The sequence below is a fragment of the Salmonella sp. SAL04214 genome (assembly GCF_046550615.1).
GTDB classification, from domain to species: Bacteria; Pseudomonadota; Gammaproteobacteria; order Enterobacterales; family Enterobacteriaceae; genus Salmonella; species Salmonella enterica.
In genome coordinates, this window is sequence record NZ_JBGDXT010000004.1 from 100,602 (window position 1) to 119,669 (window position 19,068).

General features: G+C 52.9%; 20 protein-coding genes. 13 read left to right on the forward strand and 7 right to left on the reverse strand.

Going from position 1 to position 19,068, the window contains the following annotated elements; genetic code table 11:
- Positions 1-32 precede the first annotated feature (32 nt).
- Complete coding sequence (locus tag ACLJQD_RS08685; RefSeq protein ID WP_017441945.1) at positions 33-1,154, forward strand: PQQ-dependent sugar dehydrogenase; 1,122 nt, start codon at positions 33-35, stop codon at positions 1,152-1,154.
- Here the strand turns inward: ACLJQD_RS08685 and ACLJQD_RS08690 are convergent.
- A complete protein-coding gene (locus ACLJQD_RS08690) occupies positions 1,151-1,777 on the reverse strand; it encodes a glutathione S-transferase family protein (protein WP_000631916.1) in 627 nt (208 codons plus the stop codon). The genes ACLJQD_RS08685 and ACLJQD_RS08690 overlap by 4 nt on opposite strands.
- A 243-nt stretch (positions 1,778-2,020) precedes the next feature.
- On the opposite strand from ACLJQD_RS08690, the gene dacC reads away from it, so the two are divergent.
- Positions 2,021-3,223 (forward strand): serine-type D-Ala-D-Ala carboxypeptidase, encoded by a 1,203-nt coding sequence (dacC, locus tag ACLJQD_RS08695; protein ID WP_000195712.1) that lies wholly within the window; start codon positions 2,021-2,023, stop codon positions 3,221-3,223.
- A gap of 44 nt (positions 3,224-3,267) precedes the next feature.
- Here the strand turns inward: dacC and deoR are convergent, their stop codons facing one another.
- Positions 3,268-4,026 carry a DNA-binding transcriptional repressor DeoR gene (gene deoR / locus ACLJQD_RS08700; RefSeq protein ID WP_000450106.1) on the reverse strand — a complete coding sequence of 253 codons (759 nt, stop codon included), beginning with the start codon at positions 4,024-4,026 and terminating at the stop codon, positions 3,268-3,270.
- 71 nt (positions 4,027-4,097) lie between these two features.
- On the reverse strand, positions 4,098-4,706 hold the full coding sequence (gene ybjG, locus ACLJQD_RS08705; RefSeq protein ID WP_023181381.1) for an undecaprenyl-diphosphate phosphatase: 609 nt from the start codon (positions 4,704-4,706) through the stop codon (positions 4,098-4,100).
- Positions 4,707-5,018: 312 nt separating this feature from the next.
- On the opposite strand from ybjG, the gene ACLJQD_RS08710 reads away from it, so the two are divergent.
- Entirely contained in the window at positions 5,019-6,251 is a 1,233-nt protein-coding gene (locus tag ACLJQD_RS08710; RefSeq protein WP_017441946.1) for an MFS transporter, read from the forward strand.
- A gap of 53 nt (positions 6,252-6,304) precedes the next feature.
- Here the strand turns inward: ACLJQD_RS08710 and ACLJQD_RS08715 are convergent, their stop codons facing one another.
- Entirely contained in the window at positions 6,305-7,120 is an 816-nt protein-coding gene (locus ACLJQD_RS08715; protein ID WP_000023554.1) for a Cof-type HAD-IIB family hydrolase, read from the reverse strand.
- Entirely contained in the window at positions 7,117-8,328 is a 1,212-nt protein-coding gene (locus ACLJQD_RS08720) for an MFS transporter (RefSeq protein ID WP_000217430.1), read from the reverse strand. The genes ACLJQD_RS08715 and ACLJQD_RS08720 overlap by 4 nt, the downstream gene beginning before the upstream one ends.
- 167 nt (positions 8,329-8,495) lie before the next feature.
- Between ACLJQD_RS08720 and ACLJQD_RS08725 the strand changes: the two genes are divergently transcribed.
- Positions 8,496-9,056 carry a TetR/AcrR family transcriptional regulator gene (locus tag ACLJQD_RS08725; RefSeq protein WP_023242863.1) on the forward strand — a complete coding sequence of 187 codons (561 nt, stop codon included), beginning with the start codon at positions 8,496-8,498 and terminating at the stop codon, positions 9,054-9,056.
- 176 nt (positions 9,057-9,232) lie between these two features.
- Here the strand turns inward: ACLJQD_RS08725 and ACLJQD_RS08730 are convergent, their stop codons facing one another.
- Positions 9,233-10,918: an aspartate:alanine antiporter gene (locus ACLJQD_RS08730; protein ID WP_001024852.1), complete on the reverse strand. Its 1,686-nt coding sequence runs from the start codon at positions 10,916-10,918 to the stop codon at positions 9,233-9,235.
- A 270-nt stretch (positions 10,919-11,188) separates the two neighbouring features.
- Here ACLJQD_RS08730 and ACLJQD_RS08735 point away from each other — a divergent pair, with 270 nt between their 5' ends.
- Positions 11,189-11,566: an inner membrane protein YbjM gene (locus tag ACLJQD_RS08735; RefSeq protein WP_000680850.1), complete on the forward strand. Its 378-nt coding sequence runs from the start codon at positions 11,189-11,191 to the stop codon at positions 11,564-11,566.
- Positions 11,567-11,597: 31 nt separating this feature from the next.
- Here the strand turns inward: ACLJQD_RS08735 and ACLJQD_RS08740 are convergent, their stop codons facing one another.
- Positions 11,598-11,861: a GrxA family glutaredoxin gene (locus tag ACLJQD_RS08740; protein WP_000495513.1), complete on the reverse strand. Its 264-nt coding sequence runs from the start codon at positions 11,859-11,861 to the stop codon at positions 11,598-11,600.
- 169 nt (positions 11,862-12,030) lie between these two features.
- Between ACLJQD_RS08740 and ACLJQD_RS08745 the strand changes: the two genes are divergently transcribed.
- The 8 genes from ACLJQD_RS08745 (at position 12,031) to potI (ending at position 19,047) form a co-directional block, all read left to right on the forward strand.
- A complete protein-coding gene (locus ACLJQD_RS08745; protein ID WP_001259128.1) occupies positions 12,031-12,321 on the forward strand; it encodes a YbjC family protein in 291 nt (96 codons plus the stop codon).
- Positions 12,305-13,027: a nitroreductase NfsA gene (nfsA, locus tag ACLJQD_RS08750; RefSeq protein ID WP_000075300.1), complete on the forward strand. Its 723-nt coding sequence runs from the start codon at positions 12,305-12,307 to the stop codon at positions 13,025-13,027. Before ACLJQD_RS08745 ends, nfsA begins: the two co-directional genes overlap by 17 nt.
- 57 nt (positions 13,028-13,084) lie before the next feature.
- Positions 13,085-13,987: a 30S ribosomal protein S6--L-glutamate ligase gene (rimK, locus tag ACLJQD_RS08755; RefSeq protein WP_000684361.1), complete on the forward strand. Its 903-nt coding sequence runs from the start codon at positions 13,085-13,087 to the stop codon at positions 13,985-13,987.
- Positions 13,988-14,083: 96 nt separating this feature from the next.
- A complete protein-coding gene (locus ACLJQD_RS08760; protein WP_000624814.1) occupies positions 14,084-14,560 on the forward strand; it encodes a YbjN domain-containing protein in 477 nt (158 codons plus the stop codon).
- Between the two features lie 348 nt (positions 14,561-14,908).
- The gene (gene potF / locus ACLJQD_RS08765; protein WP_017441947.1) at positions 14,909-16,021 is read left to right on the forward strand and encodes a spermidine/putrescine ABC transporter substrate-binding protein PotF; all 1,113 of its coding nucleotides are present in this window, start codon (positions 14,909-14,911) and stop codon (positions 16,019-16,021) included.
- An 87-nt stretch (positions 16,022-16,108) separates the two neighbouring features.
- Positions 16,109-17,242 (forward strand): putrescine ABC transporter ATP-binding subunit PotG, encoded by a 1,134-nt coding sequence (gene potG / locus ACLJQD_RS08770; protein ID WP_001000698.1) that lies wholly within the window; start codon positions 16,109-16,111, stop codon positions 17,240-17,242.
- 9 nt (positions 17,243-17,251) lie between these two features.
- Entirely contained in the window at positions 17,252-18,205 is a 954-nt protein-coding gene (gene potH / locus ACLJQD_RS08775; RefSeq protein ID WP_000105453.1) for a putrescine ABC transporter permease PotH, read from the forward strand.
- A complete protein-coding gene (gene potI, locus ACLJQD_RS08780; RefSeq protein WP_001061629.1) occupies positions 18,202-19,047 on the forward strand; it encodes a putrescine ABC transporter permease PotI in 846 nt (281 codons plus the stop codon). The genes potH and potI overlap by 4 nt, the downstream gene beginning before the upstream one ends.
- Positions 19,048-19,068 lie beyond the last annotated feature (21 nt).

Here is a 19,068-nt window from a genome sequence, read left to right on the forward strand (position 1 = left end):
ACGCTTTAACGCAGAGCCCTGAAGGAGGCGGTATGCGTCGAATACTTCTCGCGATAGTTTCATTCTCTCTTTTCTCTTCATGGGCGAACGCCAATCTTGCGCCGGTGAACGTTGAGGTGCTGCAAACCCGACTCGATCACCCGTGGTCGCTGGCTTTTTTGCCGGATAACCGTGGGATGCTCATTACCCTGAAAGGGGGACAACTGCGCCACTGGCAGACGGGGAAGGGACTTTCCGATCCGCTGGCTGGCGTACCGAAAGTGTGGGCAAACGGGCAGGGAGGTTTGCTGGACGTCGTGCTGGCGCCTGACTTTGCCCAGTCGCGCCGCGTCTGGCTGAGCTATGCTGAAGCTGACCGCGAAGGAAACGCCGGTACGGCAGTCGGTTTTGGACGGCTGAGCGACGATCTTCAGCGTCTGGAGCATTTTCGTACCGTGTTTCGCCAGATGCCTAAGCTGTCTACCGGCAACCATTTCGGCGGACGTATGGTATTCGATGCGCAAGGGTTTCTTTTTATTGCCCTGGGTGAAAATAACCAGCGCGCTACCGCGCAGGATTTGGATAAATTACAGGGTAAGCTGGTGCGCCTGACCGGACAGGGCGAAATTCCGCCGGATAATCCGTTTGTGCATCAGGCGGGCGCGCGTCCGGAAATCTGGTCTTACGGTATTCGTAATCCGCAGGGGCTGGCCATCAATCCCTGGAGCGGCGCGCTATGGCTGCATGAACACGGTCCGCGCGGCGGCGATGAAATTAACATCCCGGAAAAAGGCAAAAATTATGGCTGGCCGCTGGCCACATGGGGCGTCAACTATAGTGGTCTGAAAGTGCCGGAAGCCAAAGGTGAAATTGTCGAGGGAACGGAGCAACCGGTTTACTACTGGAAGGATTCTCCGGCGATCAGCGGGATGGCTTTTTATGCCAGCGACGTTTTTGCGCCGTGGCGGCACAAACTGTTTATCGGCGCGCTAAAAGATAAAGAGGTCATTGTGATGCGCGTCGATGGCAATACGGTGACGGAAGAAGGCCGTATTCTGGGTGACAGAAAGCAGCGTATTCGGGATGTGCGTGTCGGACCTGACGGCTACTTATATGTGTTAACCGATGAGTCCGACGGGCAGTTACTCAAGGTAAGTCCTGCAGCCACGCGTTAGGTCACCGGGATCATCACCACTTTGCGAAAAGCAGGGCGCTCGGTAAGCTGTTGATACCAGCGTTCCAGATTCGGGCGCGGCGTCCATTTCAGACCCACGTTCAACAGGTTATAGACGAAAGGCGCAATAGCGATATCGCCGGTGCCAAAGTTATCCCCGGAGAACCACGGCTGGTGGGCCAGAGCATCATCAAGAAGCGCAAAAAGGCTGTCACACTTTTCGATACCGGCTTCAATTGCCGCCTGGTCGCGTTTTTCCGGCGGGGTTCTGACCAGTCCCATCAGGATCACGCGGTGCGCCGGGCTCAACGTTTGATTCGCCCAGTCCATCCATTTTTCGCCCTCCGCACGCCGCGCCGGATTATCAACCCATAGCCGGTTCTGGCCGTATTGCGCCGCCAGATAGCGGACAATGGCATTGGATTCCCACAATAACAGGTCGGTTTCATCATCTTTAAGCAGCGGCACCAGCCCATTAGGATTCATCGCCAGATAGTCGGCATCCTGGTTAACGCCGTATTTTCCGCCTGCCAGAATTTGATCGTATGGCAGTTCCAGCTCTTCAAGCGTCCACAACACTTTTTTAACATTAGTCGAGTTGTTCCGGCCCCACAGCGTAATCATATTAACCCCTTCTGTTTTATCAGGATGATGACAGTAATCGGCCTACCGTGAGATAAACCTAACATTTACACAATGGTCTGTAAAAAAATCGTTATGAAGGAAGCGTAACGGGATGTTATTGCATAAACTTTAAAAACTTTACCAAGTTACGGTTTCTTTAACGTCGTGAGTGCGTTATTACTCACCGCACTTATTACACGGTGGTGTGACGTGTGTTTTTGGAATGGATACTCGGGTGGTACTATGACGCAATACGCTTCTTCCCTTCGTAGCCTCGCGGCAGGTTCGGTTCTCTTATTCCTTTTCGCTTCGCCTGTAAAGGCAGAGGAACAAACGATCGCGCCGCCGGGCGTTGATGCGCGAGCCTGGATCTTAATGGATTACGCCAGCGGTAAAGTACTGGCGGAAGGCAACGCCGATGAGAAACTCGACCCTGCCAGTTTGACAAAAATTATGACCAGCTACGTGGTGGGCCAGGCGCTGAAGGCAGGGAAAATCAAGCTGACCGATATGGTGACGGTGGGCAAAGATGCCTGGGCGACGGGGAACCCGGCGCTACGTGGGTCGTCGGTGATGTTTCTGAAGCCAGGCGATCAGGTGTCGGTTGCGGATCTTAATAAAGGCATCATCATTCAGTCAGGTAATGATGCCTGTATCGCGCTTGCCGACTACGTCGCCGGAAGCCAGGAGTCCTTTATCGGCCTGATGAACGCCTATGCGAAACGACTGGGGTTAACGAATACAACCTTCCAGACGGTACACGGTCTTGATGCTCCAGGGCAGTTCAGTACCGCTCGCGATATGGCGTTGCTCGGCAAGGCCTTGATTCACGATGTGCCTGACGAATACGCCATTCATAAAGAGAAAGAATTTACTTTTAATAATATTCGTCAACCGAACCGCAACCGCCTGTTGTGGAGCACCAATCTGCATGTCGACGGCATGAAAACGGGGACAACGGCAGGGGCTGGGTATAACCTTGTCGCCTCCGCCACCCAGGGCGATATGCGCCTGATCTCTGTCGTGCTGGGGGCGAAAACGGACCGTATTCGTTTTAATGAGTCAGAAAAACTGCTGACCTGGGGTTTCCGCTTCTTTGAAACGGTCACGCCGATTAAACCTGACGCGACATTCGTGACGCAACGGGTCTGGTTTGGCGATAAGCGTGAGGTCAATTTGGGGGCGGGCGATGCGGGGTCTGTGACGATTCCGCGTGGGCAGCTTAAAAACCTGAAGGCCAGCTTTACGTTGAACGAACCACAGCTCACGGCGCCGTTGAAGAAAGGGCAGGTTGTCGGCACCATCGATTTCCAGCTTAACGGAAAATCCATTGAGCAACGCCCGTTAATGGTGATGGAAAACGTCGAGGAGGGGGGATTTTTCAGCCGGATGTGGGATTTTGTGCTGATGAAACTCCATCAGTGGTTTGGCAGTTGGTTCTCGTAAAATAACTCCGTTGCCGGGTGCGCGTCGCATCCGGCAACGGGCAGTTAATACATCAGAGTAATTTGTTGCGCTTTAGCGTAGGCCACAAAGGCCTCATCGGGACGGCGGTCGCTGATAATCGTATCAAAGCGTGATAATTCCCCCATCCGCGCCGGACGTACCTTGCCGAATTTACTGTGATCCACCACCAGTACATGGCTCTGTGCCATTGTCATTGCCCAATGTTTTACCGGCAGCTCTTCCAGATTAAAGCAGGTAGCGCCTTTACTGGTATGAACTCCGGCGGCGGAATAAAACGCGATATCCGGACAAATATTGTTTAACGTTTCATGGAAATCAAGCGGCTTGAAAATGGCGTTGCTGGCGTGAAACTCCCCGCCGCTGAGGATGGCGCGGCAATGGGGTTTGTCCTGCAGCGCCAGGAAGGTATTAAGTGAATAGCACACCGCCGTAAAGGGAAGGTCATTATCAATGGCTTCGATGATCCACGGCGTGGTGGTGCCACAGTCAATAAATACCGTCTGATGCGCTTGTACCAGGCCCGCAGCCAACTGAGCGGCTCGGCGTTTTTCTTCCACCAGACGAGATTTTTGATCGCTTAACAGATAATGACTGGCGCTGCGGGGCTCCAGTACGATATAGCCGCCCAGCAACACGACAGGCGCGCTTTTATGGTTCAGGTCGCGACGAATGGTCATTTCAGAGACGCCCAACAGGGTCGCGGCTTCTTTTAGATGAAGTTTATCGCTGCGTTTTAAGGCCTGCAGCAATTGACCAATACGCTCGTCGCGTCGCGTTTCCATAGTTCCCCTGGAGAGTTAAATAAGCGCTCCGCACCATACAGAGCGCTTAATATTACTCTTTTTTTCGCTATTTAGTCACGTACCCAGCCTTTTCGAATGGGCAATGCGAAACAGAAACGGTAACAACGTTGCAGCGCCTGGTAGAGCGGCGCGCCGTACCATTGCCAGATCAGCTGTGCGCTCAGGCAGCCAAGCATCGCTACCAGCAGCGCGCCAATCATATCTAACGGCCAGTGTACGCCGAGATAGACGCGCGACCAGGCGATGGTCATGGCTATCGCCATCATCACGATGCCTGACCAGAGGCGGTGCCAGAACAAAAACGCCAGCGCAAAGGTAAAAATCACCGTACCGTGATCGCTGGGGAACGAGTCATCGGCGGCATGATGCAGGAAGTTATAGCCGATATGATCGACAAACGGACGGTCGTGCGGGAAAAGGTGTCCCATTGTCCAGGATACCGCCAGACTGATAATCAGCGCGATGCCGATTTTAACGATCAGCTGACGCTGGGCGCAGACCCGATCGCGGGGCCCCCACAGCCAGAGTACCACGGCTAAGAGCGGGACGATGTTGATGACATCTTTGGCGATAAAGATAGCGAGCGAAATCGTCCACTGCGCGGAATCAGGCGTGGCGTTAATAAAATAAAACAGCGAGTTGTTAAGGTTTTCCAGCATAACATCCAGGCTCGGAGCAATGAAATCAAAAGGGATAGCCAGCTCATCCCCGTGCAAACTGAGCATAAATGCAGCGTAACAGAGAGGAAAAGCAGTATTGTCTTATTTGGCGGCAACATGAAGAGATTTAAGACAATGGCATAAAATAACGTTGATGATAACGGCGCAAACTTAAATTAACCTTAAAGTACGCAAGCGCTAAGCGGCTTTCTGTAAAAATGTGCGCTATTTCCCTTGCAGCCTCATAATTCGCTATCTCAGTTCCCCGACTTTCATTACACTCTGCGCGGTTTTTATTGGCGAAGAGATGGTATGCAGAATCGTTTACAATCAGGCGGCAGGCTGGGACGTCAGGCGCTACTTTTTCCTCTCTGTCTGGTGCTGTACGAATTTTCTACTTATATTGGCAACGACATGATCCAGCCGGGTATGCTGGCGGTGGTTGAGCAGTATCAGGCGGGCCTGGACTGGGTTCCGACGTCCATGACCGCTTATCTGGCGGGCGGTATGTTCTTACAGTGGCTGCTTGGCCCGTTGTCTGACCGGATTGGCCGTCGTCCCGTGATGCTGGCGGGCGTCGTGTGGTTTATTGTCACCTGCCTGGCGACGTTACTGGCGAAAAACATCGAACAATTTACATTCCTGCGTTTTTTGCAAGGGATTAGCCTGTGTTTTATCAGCGCTGTAGGGTATGCCGCGATTCAGGAATCCTTTGAGGAAGCGGTGTGTATAAAAATTACTGCGCTGATGGCGAACGTGGCGTTAATCGCGCCGCTACTGGGACCACTGGTTGGGGCGGCATGGGTGCATGTTCTGCCGTGGGAGGGGATGTTTATTTTATTTGCCGCACTGGCCGCTATCGCCTTTTTCGGGCTACAGCGCGCAATGCCGGAGACCGCCACGCGGCGGGGCGAAACGTTGTCATTTAAGGCGCTGGGCCGGGATTATCGGTTGGTGATAAAAAATCGGCGGTTCGTCGCAGGGGCGTTAGCGCTGGGATTTGTCAGCCTGCCGCTGTTGGCCTGGATTGCGCAGTCGCCGATTATCATCATTAGCGGCGAACAGCTCAGCAGCTATGAATATGGTCTGCTGCAGGTGCCCGTTTTTGGCGCGCTCATTGCCGGTAATCTGGTGTTAGCGCGTTTAACCTCCCGACGTACGGTTCGCTCGCTGATCGTGATGGGCGGCTGGCCTATCGTCGCGGGGCTGATCATCGCCGCGGCGGCGACGGTGGTTTCATCCCATGCTTATTTATGGATGACGGCGGGATTAAGCGTATACGCTTTTGGCATTGGGCTGGCGAATGCCGGACTGGTGCGTCTGACGCTCTTTTCCAGCGATATGAGTAAAGGAACGGTCTCGGCGGCGATGGGAATGCTACAAATGCTGATTTTTACCGTTGGCATTGAAGTCAGTAAACACGCCTGGTTAAGCGGCGGCAATGGGTTATTTAGCCTGTTTAATCTGGCAAACGGTATTCTTTGGCTACTGCTGATGCTGGTCTTCTTAAAAGATAAGCGGACGGGGAATTTGCAAACAGTCTGAGAGAGCGGCTACGCCTGATAAGCTTTCTGTTATCAGGCATAGAGAGGCATCCGCTAGACGTTGAACGGCGGCTCGTTGTTTAATACGCTGTCGATAATATCCAGCACGCCTTCCTGGTTGTTCGATCCGGCGCGGTATTTCGCCGCCGCCGCGACCGCTTCGCTGGCGTGCGACATGGCAAAACTAAACCCGGCCTGACGCAGCATCTCAATATCGTTGCCGCCGTCGCCGAATACCACCACTTCACTATCATGAATGCCCCAGCGCTGCTGTAACAGACGCAGGCCGTTGGCTTTATGCACGCCGGGAATAATTAAATCAATACTGCCATAGCCGGTATGAACGGGGACCATGATATCGCCAATGGCGTCGTGCAGCGCCGCCTGTACTTCCGGTATCCGTTCATCGGTAATATTAAGGCCGAATTTGAAAAAAACATCGTTGATGTTGTTAAAATTATCCACAAACTCCAGACGATGATAATACATTGCCGCAACGGCTTTTAACGCATCGTTGTACCGTTTCAGCGTATAGGCGCTGTTTTTTCCACAGGCGATAATCTCCACATCGGCGCGTGTGAGCAGGTGTTCGACAACCGTCTGGAAGTCGGCTTTTGTCAGCTCGCCGTTAAAAATATCCTCTCCTTCGCTGACCACCCAACCGCCGTTTTCCGCGACAAAAGCGATTTCGTGCGCAATTTCCGGAAAGAACGAGATTAACTGGTAATACTGGTTGCCGCTGGCCACGACAAAGCGAATGCCTTGCCGCTTCATTTGTTGGTACTGCGCCATAAACCGGTCACGGTTATAGGTTTTTTGATCGCTCAGAAAAGTGCCGTCCATGTCGACGGCGATTAATTTGATACTCATGCGTTATGCTCCATCACCGGTTGCGGAGTCGATACAGGTTTGGCGACGGCCTTCGCCACCAGCGCCGCCAGAATAACCAGCGCCAGCACAACCATCATGGCGCTGCGTAATCCATAATGCTCTCCCAGATAGCCCAACAGCGGCGGCCCGACCAAAAACGCCAGATAGCCGGTCGTGGCGACAACGCTCACGCGCGTCGGCGCGTCGGGACCGGTATCGCTGGCGGCGGAAATGGTCAGCGGGAAGCCGAGCGAAGCGCCTAAGCCCCAAAGAATGACCGAGACGCCGGCGACCCAGTCGCTATCGACAAAAATAATCAGGCCAATGCCCAGCGCTCCCATCAACGCGCTGGCGCGAACAACCGTCACCCGGCTATAGCGGTCAATAAACCAGCCGCCGGTAAAGCGGCCAACGGTCATACCAAGCGTGAAACCGGCGTAGATCAGAGAGCCGGAGGTTGGGCTAAAACCGTGTCCGTCTACCATCAGTAGCGGCAGCCAGTCATTCGCAGAGCCTTCGGCGAATGCCATTGCCAGCACCACCACGCCAATAAGCAAAAGCTGGATGTCCCGATAAAAAGGTAATCCTTTTTCCTGAAGGTGAGCATCTTCCGATGCGTTTTTACCCGTACCGTCAGGGATCGCCCGAATGGCGATAAAAATGGGCGCGATCGCCACGGCAGCCGCGAGGATGATATGGATGTTAGCCGGGACGCTTAATGCGGTTAACGCCATGCCGACACCAGCGCCCGCCAGCGTGCCGAAACTGTAAAAACCATGCATCATCGGCAGAACGGTTTTATTCAGCTCGCGTTCGACCGCCGCACCTTCGACATTAATCGCCACTTCGGCGGCACCAAAACTGGCGCCGAAAACGGCTAATCCAAGGGCAAAAATCAGCGGCGAGGCGCACCACAGCGCGACGCTAAGAATAACCATCCCGGTTACTGCGCAGGTCATCGTCGTGCGAATAACCTTCCGGGTGCCAAATCGTTTCACCAGCCAGGCGGAACAAAGAATACCGCTCATTGAACCGATAGAAAGCCCGAATAAGACCGCCCCCATTTCCGCGGTAGAGACGGAAAGAATATCCCGAATAGCAGGCGTTCGGGTTGCCCAGGAGGCCATCAGCAGTCCGGGTAAAAAGAAGAACATAAACAGCGCCCAGGTACGGCGTTTTAAGGCGTTACGTGAGGAGAGGACGGTCATAGCGTCAGGCCAGAAAATAGAAGCGAGAGGTAAACATTAGCAAGCTTGTGTACATTTGTACATATCGTCGTCATACTTCGTTGTGCAGACAGTTTTTACTGTCTGTTTTTTCAGCGTAAGCGGCAGGCTACTATCGCCTGCATCCTGAATGAGATGTGGAACTCATCATGAAAGAAAATGCCGTAAGACGCGCCAATGATCCTAAGCGACGGGAAAAAATAATTCAGGCCACACTGGAAGCGGTAAAGACCTATGGCGTTCATGCCGTGACGCACCGGAAAATCGCCGCTATCGCTCAGGTGCCGCTTGGCTCGATGACCTACTATTTTGCCGGTATGGATGCGTTATTGAGTGAAGCTTTTACACTTTTCACCGAGAACATGTCGCGTCAATACCAGGACTTTTTTGCGCAGGTGACGGATGCGGAGGGGGCGTGCCAGGCGATAACGGAAATGATTTACGGCTCGCAGGTTACGACGCCGGATAATATGGCGTTAATGTATCAGTTATATGCCTATGCCAGCGATAAGCCAGCGTTAAAAATAGTCATGCAAAACTGGATGCAGCGTAGCCAGAATACGCTGGCGCAGTGGTTTGACGCGCAGACCGCCCGCGCGCTGGATGCGTTTATCGAGGGGATGACGCTGCATTTTGTAACGGATCGAACGCCGCTGGCGCGTGAAGCGATTTTACAGATGGTAAAGCGAATCGCCGGAGAGTCAATGTAGTGTCACTCTGCGTCAGGCAACAAAAAACCCACCAACCTTGAACCGAAATGGCGGGGTTGATGGGCTCCACAAAATGGGGACATCAAAGAAAAGCAGTGGCAATAGGTATGACTGATGCTTTAACGAAAAGTTCGACCTATTGGCAAAATTTTTTCACTTAAAGGCAAACTTCAGTTTTATCCTAACCCCGGCCAGATGATGACAATAAGCGTCCCCGCCAGCGTTAGCAGGACGTTGGCGATGGCGTAAGTCCCCGCATAACCCAGCGCTGGAATATTGCTGCGCGCCGTATCGCTAATGATTTCCATCGCCGGGGCGCAGGTACGCGCGCCCATCATGGCGCCGAACAGCAGCGCCCGGTTCATGCGCAGCACATAAGCGCCAAACAAGAAGCAGATCACCACCGGTACCAGGCTGACGACAAGCCCGGCGATCAGCATTTGTCCGCCGACCGCGCCCAGACCGTTGTTGATACCGCTGCCGGCGCTTAAACCAACGCCTGCCATAAATACCATCAAGCCGAATTCTTTCACCATGTTAAGCGCGCCCTGCGGAATATAACCAAAGGTAGGATGGTTAGCGCGCAGGAAACCGAGCATGATCCCGGCGAACAGCAATCCGGCCGCGTTGCCGATGCCGAAACTAAAATTGCTGAACTGGAAGGTAATCATCCCGATCATTAACCCGATGATAAAAAAAGCGCAGAAGGCGAGCAGGTCCGTCACCTGGCTATGGATCGAAATAAAACCAATGCGATCGGCGATGGTTTTTACGCGTCTGGCGTCGCCGCTCACCTGTAACACGTCGCCTTTATTCAGCACGACGTTATCGTCGATAGGCATTTCGATCTGGCTGCGGATGACGCGGTTAAGGAAGCAGCCATGATCGGTCAGCTTGAGCTGAGCGAGGCGGCGACCGACCGCATTGTGGTTTTTCACCACAATTTCTTCCGTTACGATGCGCATATCAAGCAGATCGCGATCAAACACTTCCTTACCATTACGGAAGCTGGGATCGAGCCTGGCGTGCGCGTCCGGATAGCCGACCAGCGCAATCTCATCGCCCATTTGCAGCACCGCATCGCCATCCGGGTTCGCCAGAATACCGTTACGACGAATACGTTCGATATAGCAACCTGTCTGGCGGTAAATACCCAGCTCGCGCAGGTTTTTGCCGTCAGTCCAGGCCACCAGTTCCGGACCAACCCGATAGGCGCGGATAACCGGCAAATAAACTTTGCGATTAGCATCGGTATCCAGACCGCGCTCGCGAGCAATTTGCTGGGCGCTGGTTTGCAAATCCTGATGCTGCAGTTTAGGCAAGTAGCGCGCGCCCACGATCAGACTGACCAACCCAATCAGATAGGTCAGGGCATAGCCCAGGCTCAGATTATCAAGAGCGGAGGAGAGTTGCGTGCTGGCGATGCCGGAATGTCGCAGGGTATCGCCTGCGCCAACCAGCACGGGCGTGGATGTCATTGAGCCGGCCAGCATACCGGCCGTCAGGCCGATATCCCAGCCGAATAGCTTACCAAGGCCTAAGGCGATTAGCAGAGCGCTACCGACCATGACCAGGGCAAGCATCAGATAGTTTTTACCGTCGCGAAAAAAAATCGAAAAAAAGTTGGGGCCAGCCTCGACGCCGACACAAAAAATAAACAGCATAAATCCCAGATTTAGCGCGTCGGTGTTAATACTGAAGTGTTGCTGCCCTAATAATAGAGAGACCACTAAAACGCCAATGGAATTACCAAGTTGGACTGAACCCAGACGTAACTTGCCAAGACACAGGCCAAGAGCCAGGACCACAAATAATAACAGGATGTAATTCCCATTTAACAAATCTGCGACGTTTATATTCACGGAGACTAACTTCTTGTTTACGAGTAAGCTGTTGAAAGAAATGGTAATTTACGCTACTGTTTTTATCATGAATTAAGGGTGCAATCGTATTGCATACAGCATCCAAATAAAAACAACACAACAATATATCCTGCTAGTTTAATCTTATTGCGTACTAACGGCTATAAGAATCGTGCAGGTGTGTTTTTGGCATGGAATGCCACATGACTTTATCTGACTGGATGCCTCACGGCGGAAAGCGTGTTCGATAGAGAGTGTCAGGAGGAACGATTGAAACATAAACACGGGTGGGCAAGCGTTGTCTGCTGCTTTGTACTCTTTATTGTGGTGTGTCTTTCATTAACTATGCATGTACAAGGCGCTTTTCGCGCGGCAGGGCATCCTGAGATTGGACTGTTATTTTTTACGTTGCCTGGTGCGGTGGCCAGTTTTTGTTCTCACCGACGCGAGGTGATCCGACCGCTGATCGGGGCGATGCTGGCGGCGCCGTTTTGCCTGGTGTTAATGCGCGTGGTATTTATGCCTACCCGATCGTTTTGGCAAGAACTGGCGTGGTTATTTAGCGCCGTATTCTGGTGTGCGTTAGGCGCGCTCTGCTATTTGTTTATTAGCAGCCTGTTTAGCCACCGGCGAAAAAAACGCCGATAGCGCCCTCCGGTAGAGGGCGTTGCCAGAGCAATCAGGCGAAAAGATTCAGATTTTCTTTTGCCCATGCTTCAAAATCCGTACAGCCGCCGATATGTTTTTGATCGACAAAAATCTGCGGTACGGTTTCTACAGGTTTACCTACGGTTTTTTCCAAATCCGCTTTAGTAATGCCTTCAGCATGGATATCAATATAGCGGTAGTTGAAATCGTCGCGTTCTTTGCTCAGTTTTTCCGCCAACTCTTTTGCACGCACGCAATAAGGGCACCCTGGGCGGCCAAAAATAACAGTAAACATATCTCTCCTCGAACATAAAGCCAGACGGCGAACAGGTGTTATCATGCCGCGATTTACGGCAGATGAAAAGCAGGTTACGCCTGTTCCTTTGATAACCCAGGGCTATATCTGTTAAGCACGCCGGACCAGAACGTTCTACACTGTGCGTCAGTTAACCGGGAGGCTTGATATGCGCACGATTGGCGTGTTACCCAAAAGCATACTGATACTGGAATGCCTCGGTATGATTTTGCTGGCGCTTGCTCTGCTATCGCTTAATCATTACCTTACGCTGCCCGCGCCGTTCAATACGCCGCTGGCTGGCGTATTGATGGTTTTCCTGGGCGTCGTGTTGATCCTCCCCGCCGCGGTGGCGATGATGTGGCGTATTGCGCAGTTACTGGCGCCGCAGTTGATGAAACGTCCACCCGACATTTCTTCCCGTTCAGATAGAGAAAAGCATAATGAGTCCGACCATTGAACTTCTTTGTGGCCATCGTTCTATTCGCCATTTCACCGATGAACCCGTGACTGACGCGCAGCGAGAGGCCATTATTGCCGCCGCGCGCAGTACGTCCAGTTCCAGTTTTTTACAGTGCAGCTCTATTATCCGTATTACCGATCGGGCGCTGCGTGAGGCGTTAGTGCCCCTGACGGGCGGGCAAAAGCATGTGGCGCAGGCCGCTGAGTTCTGGGTATTTTGCGCCGATTTTAATCGTCATTTGCAGATCTGTCCTGACGCGCAGTTGGGGCTTGCCGAACAACTGCTGCTCGGTGTCGTCGATACGGCGATGATGGGGCAAAATGCGCTGACGGCGGCGGAATCACTGGGGTTAGGCGGCGTATATATCGGCGGCATCCGTAACAATATTGAGTCTGTTACCGAACTATTAAAATTGCCGAAGCATGTATTGCCGCTCTTTGGCCTGTGTTTGGGATGGCCTGCGGATAATCCGGATCTGAAACCGCGCCTGCCTGCCGAGCTTGTGGTTCATGAGAACCAGTACCAACCGCTTGATGAAAAGCTGCTGGCGCGCTATGACGAGCAGTTGGCTGAGTATTATCTGACCCGCGGCAGTAATACGCGACGCGATACCTGGAGCGATCATATCCGTCGCACCCTGATTAAAGAAAATCGCCCATTTATCCTTGAATATTTGCATAAACAGGGCTGGGCGACGCGCTAAAACCTGCGGGCCAGTGTATGATACGCGGGCTTTTCAGGGTTTTCAGCGAGGTGCAGGGTGAAAATTGCCATATTGTCCAGGGATGGAACGCTCTATTCTTGCAAACGTCTGCGCGAAGCGGCGATGCGGCGCGGCCATCTGGTCGAGATACTCGATCCTCTTTCCTGCTATATGAATATTAATCCGGCTGCGTCGTCGATCCATTACAAGGGGCGTCGTCTGCCCCATTTTGACGCCGTTATTCCCCGTATTGGTTCGGCCATTACCTTTTATGGTACCGCTGCGCTACGTCAGTTTGAGCTACTGGGTAGCTATCCGCTGAATGAATCCGTCGCCATTACCCGCGCGCGCGATAAGCTGCGATCGCTACAACTTCTGGCGCGCCAGGGGATCGATCTCCCCATTACCGGGATCGCCCATTCGCCGGATGATACCAGCGATCTTATTAAGATGGTTGGCGGGGCGCCGCTGGTCGTGAAGCTGGTAGAAGGCACGCAAGGGATCGGCGTGGTATTGGCGGAGACGCGTCAGGCTGCTGAAAGCGTTATTGATGCGTTTCGGGGGCTGAATGCCCATATCCTGGTTCAGGAATACATTGCCGAAGCTAAAGGATGCGATATTCGTTGTCTGGTCGTCGGCAATGAGGTTGTGGCGGCGATTGAGCGGTGCGCGAAAGCCGGTGATTTTCGCTCCAATCTTCATCGCGGCGGGGTGGCCAGCATCGCGACGATCACGCCCCGTGAACGGGATATCGCCATCAAAGCCGCACAAACGCTGGGGCTGGATGTGGCGGGCGTCGATATTTTACGCGCCGCGCGCGGGCCGCTGGTGATGGAGGTGAATGCCTCGCCGGGACTGGAAGGTATCGAAAAGACTACGGGCGTGGATATCGCGGGGCGAATGATTCAGTGGATAGAACGTCACGCTACGCCTGAATTTTGCCTTAAAATCGGCGGCTAATCGCAATCGTGGATTCCGCCGTAGTACGAAGCACGCTTTTTGCGTAAGCTGTGCCGGTAATTTTTTCATCGTCATCGTAAGAGGTAGCACATTATTATGATATCACTGGTCGTTCCCACTCTGGATACGTTGCGTCAATGGCTCGACGACCTGGGCATGAATTTCTTCGAATGTGATACCTGCCAGGCGCTGCATTTGCCGCATATGCAGAATTTTGACGGCGTCTACGATGCTAAAATCGATTTGGTGGACAACACCGTTCTTTTTTCCGCGATGGCGGAGGTCAGGCCTTCCGCGTTGCTGCCGCTGGCGGCCGATCTCTCTGCTATCAACGCCAGTTCGTTGACGGTAAAAGCCTTTCTCGATATGCAGGATGATAATCTGCCAAAACTGGTTGTGTGCCAGTCTTTATCCGTTATGCAAGGCGTCACCTACGAACAGTTCGAATGGTTTGTTCGCCAAAGTGAAGAGCAGATTTCTATGGTGATCCTTGAGGCCGGGGCGCATCAGCTTCTGTTTAACGCGGAAGAAGACGCGCAAAAAACCAGCGCGGTTGACCATTTTCTTCACTGATCCCTCCCGATAATCAGGCAGTCGCTGCCAGCGCGGCTGCTGTTTACGTTTTTTTATGCTGCTGTTAACCTTTATTTAAAGAATTATTCACCTCCTTTCTGACCATTTCGCTTTATCACATAGACAAAACCTGCATAAAAAATTGATAAAAGGCGTTTTTTAATCTGGGCTATAGCCTCAAACCTTAGCTAAAGTTATTCTTGCGAAGCTTCTATAGCGAGCTTGATGGCAGGGAGGGCGACCTCTCTTCTTCATTTGTATCAAATGAAAAGGTATGCACATTTCAGGCATGTTTTAAACCACGCCTAATGGGTTCATTTGTTAACGGATTTTAGAAGGAAAGCGATGATGACCGCCTTAAAGAAAAAATGGCTATCGGGTCTGGTTGCGGGTGCTCTGATGGTCGTCTCTGTCGGCACGCTCGCTGCCGAACAAAAAACGCTGCACATTTATAACTGGTCAGATTATATCGCGCCGGACACGGTGGCGAACTTTGAAAAAGAGACCGGGATTAACGTTATCTATGATGTCTTTGACTCTAACGAAGTGCTGGAAGGCAAGTTAATGGCAGGCAGCACCGGGTTCGATCTGGTGGTGCCATCGGCCAGTTTTCTTGAGCGCCAGCTCACCGCGGGCGTTTTTCAGCCGCTGGATAAAAGCAAACTTCCCGGCTGGAAAAACCTCGATCCTGAACTGCTGAAACTGGTAGCGAAGCACGATCCTGACAACAAATACGCCATGCCCTATATGTGGGCCACGACGGGCATTGGCTATAACGTTGATAAAGTGAAAGCGGTGCTGGGGGATGATGCGCCAGTGAATAGCTGGGATTTAGTCCTCAAGCCGGAAAATCTGGAGAAGCTAAAAAGCTGCGGTGTCTCTTTCCTTGATGCGCCTGAAGAAGTTTTTGCCACCGTGCTGAACTATCTGGGTAAAGATCCGAATAGCAGCAAAGCGGATGACTACACCGGCCCGGCAACCGATCTGTTGTTGAAGCTACGGCCAAACATTCGCTATTTCCACTCCTCGCAATACATTAACGATCTGGCTAATGGCGATACCTGTGTAGCCATTGGCTGGGCGGGCGATGTCTGGCAGGCCGCTAACCGGGCGAAAGAGGCGAAAAATGGCGTCAATATCTCTTTCTCGATCCCCAAAGAGGGGGCAATGGCGTTTTTTGATGTGTTTGCCATGCCGGCTGACGCCAAAAATAAAGACGAGGCCTACCAGTTCCTTAATTATCTGCTGCGCCCTGATGTGATTGCCCATATTTCCGATCACGTTTTCTACGCCAATGCGAATAAAGAGGCGACGGCGCTGGTCAGCCAGCAGGTGCACGATAACCCGGGAATTTATCCGCCGGCGGATGTGCGGGCCAAGTTGTTTACCCTGAAAGTGCAGGAGCCGAAGATTGATCGCGTCCGCACCCGCGCATGGACGAAGGTGAAAAGCGGTAAGTAATTTATTAACGGTATGGCCTGATAAGCGTGCGCTATCGGGCATTCCACCGTTTGTATCGTTTGATTGTGTTATGCCGGAGAGCGCCTTGTGAATGATGTCCCCCACCGCCCGCAGGTGAAAACCCGTAAAGCGCTGACGCCGCTTCTGGAAATTCGCAACCTGACGAAGTCATTCGACGGGCAACATGCTGTCGATGATGTCAGTCTGACTATCTATAAAGGCGAGATTTTTGCCCTGCTGGGCGCGTCAGGTTGTGGAAAATCGACTCTGCTACGGATGCTGGCAGGTTTTGAACCGCCGAGCAGCGGGCAAATTATGCTCGACGGCGTCGATCTGGCGCATGTTCCGCCGTATCAGCGTCCGATTAATATGATGTTTCAGTCCTATGCGTTGTTTCCGCATATGACGGTAGAGCAGAACATCGCTTTTGGTCTGAAGCAGGACAAACTGCCGAAGGCGGAGATTACCAGCCGCGTCAATGAGATGCTGGGTCTGGTGCACATGCAGGAGTTTGCAAAACGTAAGCCGCATCAGCTTTCCGGCGGTCAGCGCCAGCGCGTGGCCCTGGCGCGCAGCCTGGCGAAACGTCCTAAGCTGCTCTTGTTGGATGAACCGATGGGCGCGCTGGATAAAAAATTACGCGACCGGATGCAGCTTGAAGTGGTGGATATCCTTGAGCGCGTCGGCGTGACCTGCGTCATGGTGACGCACGATCAGGAAGAAGCGATGACGATGGCGGGGCGCATTGCCATCATGAACCGTGGAAAATTTGTGCAAATTGGCGAACCGGAGGAGATTTACGAGCATCCGACGACCCGCTATAGCGCCGAATTTATCGGATCGGTAAATGTTTTTGAGGGCTTACTGAAAGCGCGTGAAGAGGACGGTCTGGTCATTGACGCGCCCGGTTTGGTTCATCCGTTAAAAGTCGATGCAGATGCCTCTGTCGTTGATAATGTGCCGGTATATGTGGCGCTACGTCCGGAAAAAATCATGCTGTGTGAGTCGCCGCCTGCCGATGGCTATAATTTCGCCGTCGGCGAAGTGGCGCATATTGCGTATCTCGGCGATCTGTCTATTTATCATGTGCGGCTAAAAAGCGGGCAGATGATCAGCGCTCAACTGCAGAATGCGCACCGTTACCGGAAAGGGTTACCGACCTGGGGCGATGAAGTGCGTTTGTGCTGGGAAGCGGATAGCTGCGTGGTCCTGACGGTATAAGGGGGAAACATGAGCACACTTGAACCTCCGGCACGCATCAGTAAACCTGGCGGCGCGGCGCTATGGTTGGCGCGAATGCAAATGAAACATGGGCGTAAGCTGGTTATTGCTTTGCCTTATATCTGGCTCATTCTGCTGTTTTTACTGCCGTTTCTTATCGTCTTTAAGATAAGCCTGGCGGAAATGGCGCGGGCGATCCCGCCGTATACCGATCTGCTGGAATGGGCTGACGGTCAGTTGTCGATTACGCTCAATCTCGGTAATTTTTTGCAACTGACCGACGATCCGCTTTATTTCGAAGCCTATCTGCAATCGTTACAAATTGCTGGTATTTCCACAATCTGCTGCCTGCTGCTGGGCTACCCGCTGGCGTGGGCGGTGGCGCACAGCAAGCCCTCCACGCGTAATATCCTGCTGCTGTTGGTGATCCTGCCCTCGTGGACGTCTTTTTTAATACGCGTCTATGCCTGGATGGGCATTTTGAAAAACAACGGTGTGCTGAACAATGTGTTGCTGTGGCTAGGGGTTATCGATCAGCCGCTGACGATCCTGCACACTAACCTGGCCGTCTATATCGGCATTGTTTATGCGTATCTGCCGTTTATGGTTCTGCCCATTTATACCGCATTAACGCGTATTGATTATTCGCTGGTGGAAGCGTCGCTGGATCTCGGCGCCCGACCGCTGAAAACATTTTTTAGCATCATTGTCCCGCTCACCAAAGGCGGAATCATCGCCGGCTCGATGCTGGTTTTTATCCCGGCGGTGGGCGAGTTCGTGATCCCGGAACTGCTTGGCGGGCCGGACAGTATCATGATTGGTCGCGTCCTGTGGCAGGAGTTTTTCAATAACCGCGACTGGCCGGTGGCTTCTGCGGTCGCCATTATTATGTTGCTGCTGCTGATCGTGCCGATCATGTGGTTCCATAAACATCAGCAAAAAAGTGTGGGGGAGCACGGATGAATAACTTACCGGTCGTTCGCTCGCCCTGGCGCATTCTGATTCTGGTGCTGGGGTTTACTTTTCTCTATGCGCCGATGTTAATGTTGGTGATTTACTCGTTTAACAGTTCGAAGCTGGTGACGGTGTGGGCGGGATGGTCGACGCGCTGGTATGGCGAGCTCTTTCGGGATACCGCCATGATGAGCGCAGTGGGACTAAGCCTGACAATTGCCGCCTGTGCGGCGACGATGGCGGTGGTGCTCGGTACCATTGCTGCGGTGGTGATGGTGCGATTTGGACGGTTTCGCGGCGCAAACGGCTTTGCGTTTATGATCACCGCGCCGCTGGTGATGCCGGATGTGATTACCGGGCTGTCGCTGCTGCTGCTGTTTGTCGCGCTCGGTCATGCTATCGGCTGGCCCTCCGATCGCGGGATGCTGACCATCTGGTTGGCGCACGTCACTTTCTGTACCGCCTACGTGGCAGTGGTGATCGCTTCGCGATTACGCGAACTGGATCGTTCGATTGAAGAGGCTGCGATGGATCTTGGCGCGGCGCCGTTAAAGGTCTTTTTTGTCATTACGTTACCGATGATCATGCCAGCGGTGATCTCGGGCTGGCTGTTGGCCTTTACGCTCTCCCTTGACGATCTGGTGATTGCCAGCTTCGTTTCCGGTCCCGGCGCCACCACGCTACCGATGCTGGTTTTCTCCAGCGTGCGCATGGGCGTGAACCCGGAAATCAACGCGCTGGCGACGTTAATCCTCGGCGTGGTAGGAATCGTCGGATTTATTGCCTGGTACCTGATGGCGCGAGCGGAAAAACAGCGGATTCGCGATATCCAGCGTGCAAGACGCGGCTGAAGCCACTAAAATCTTCCACTA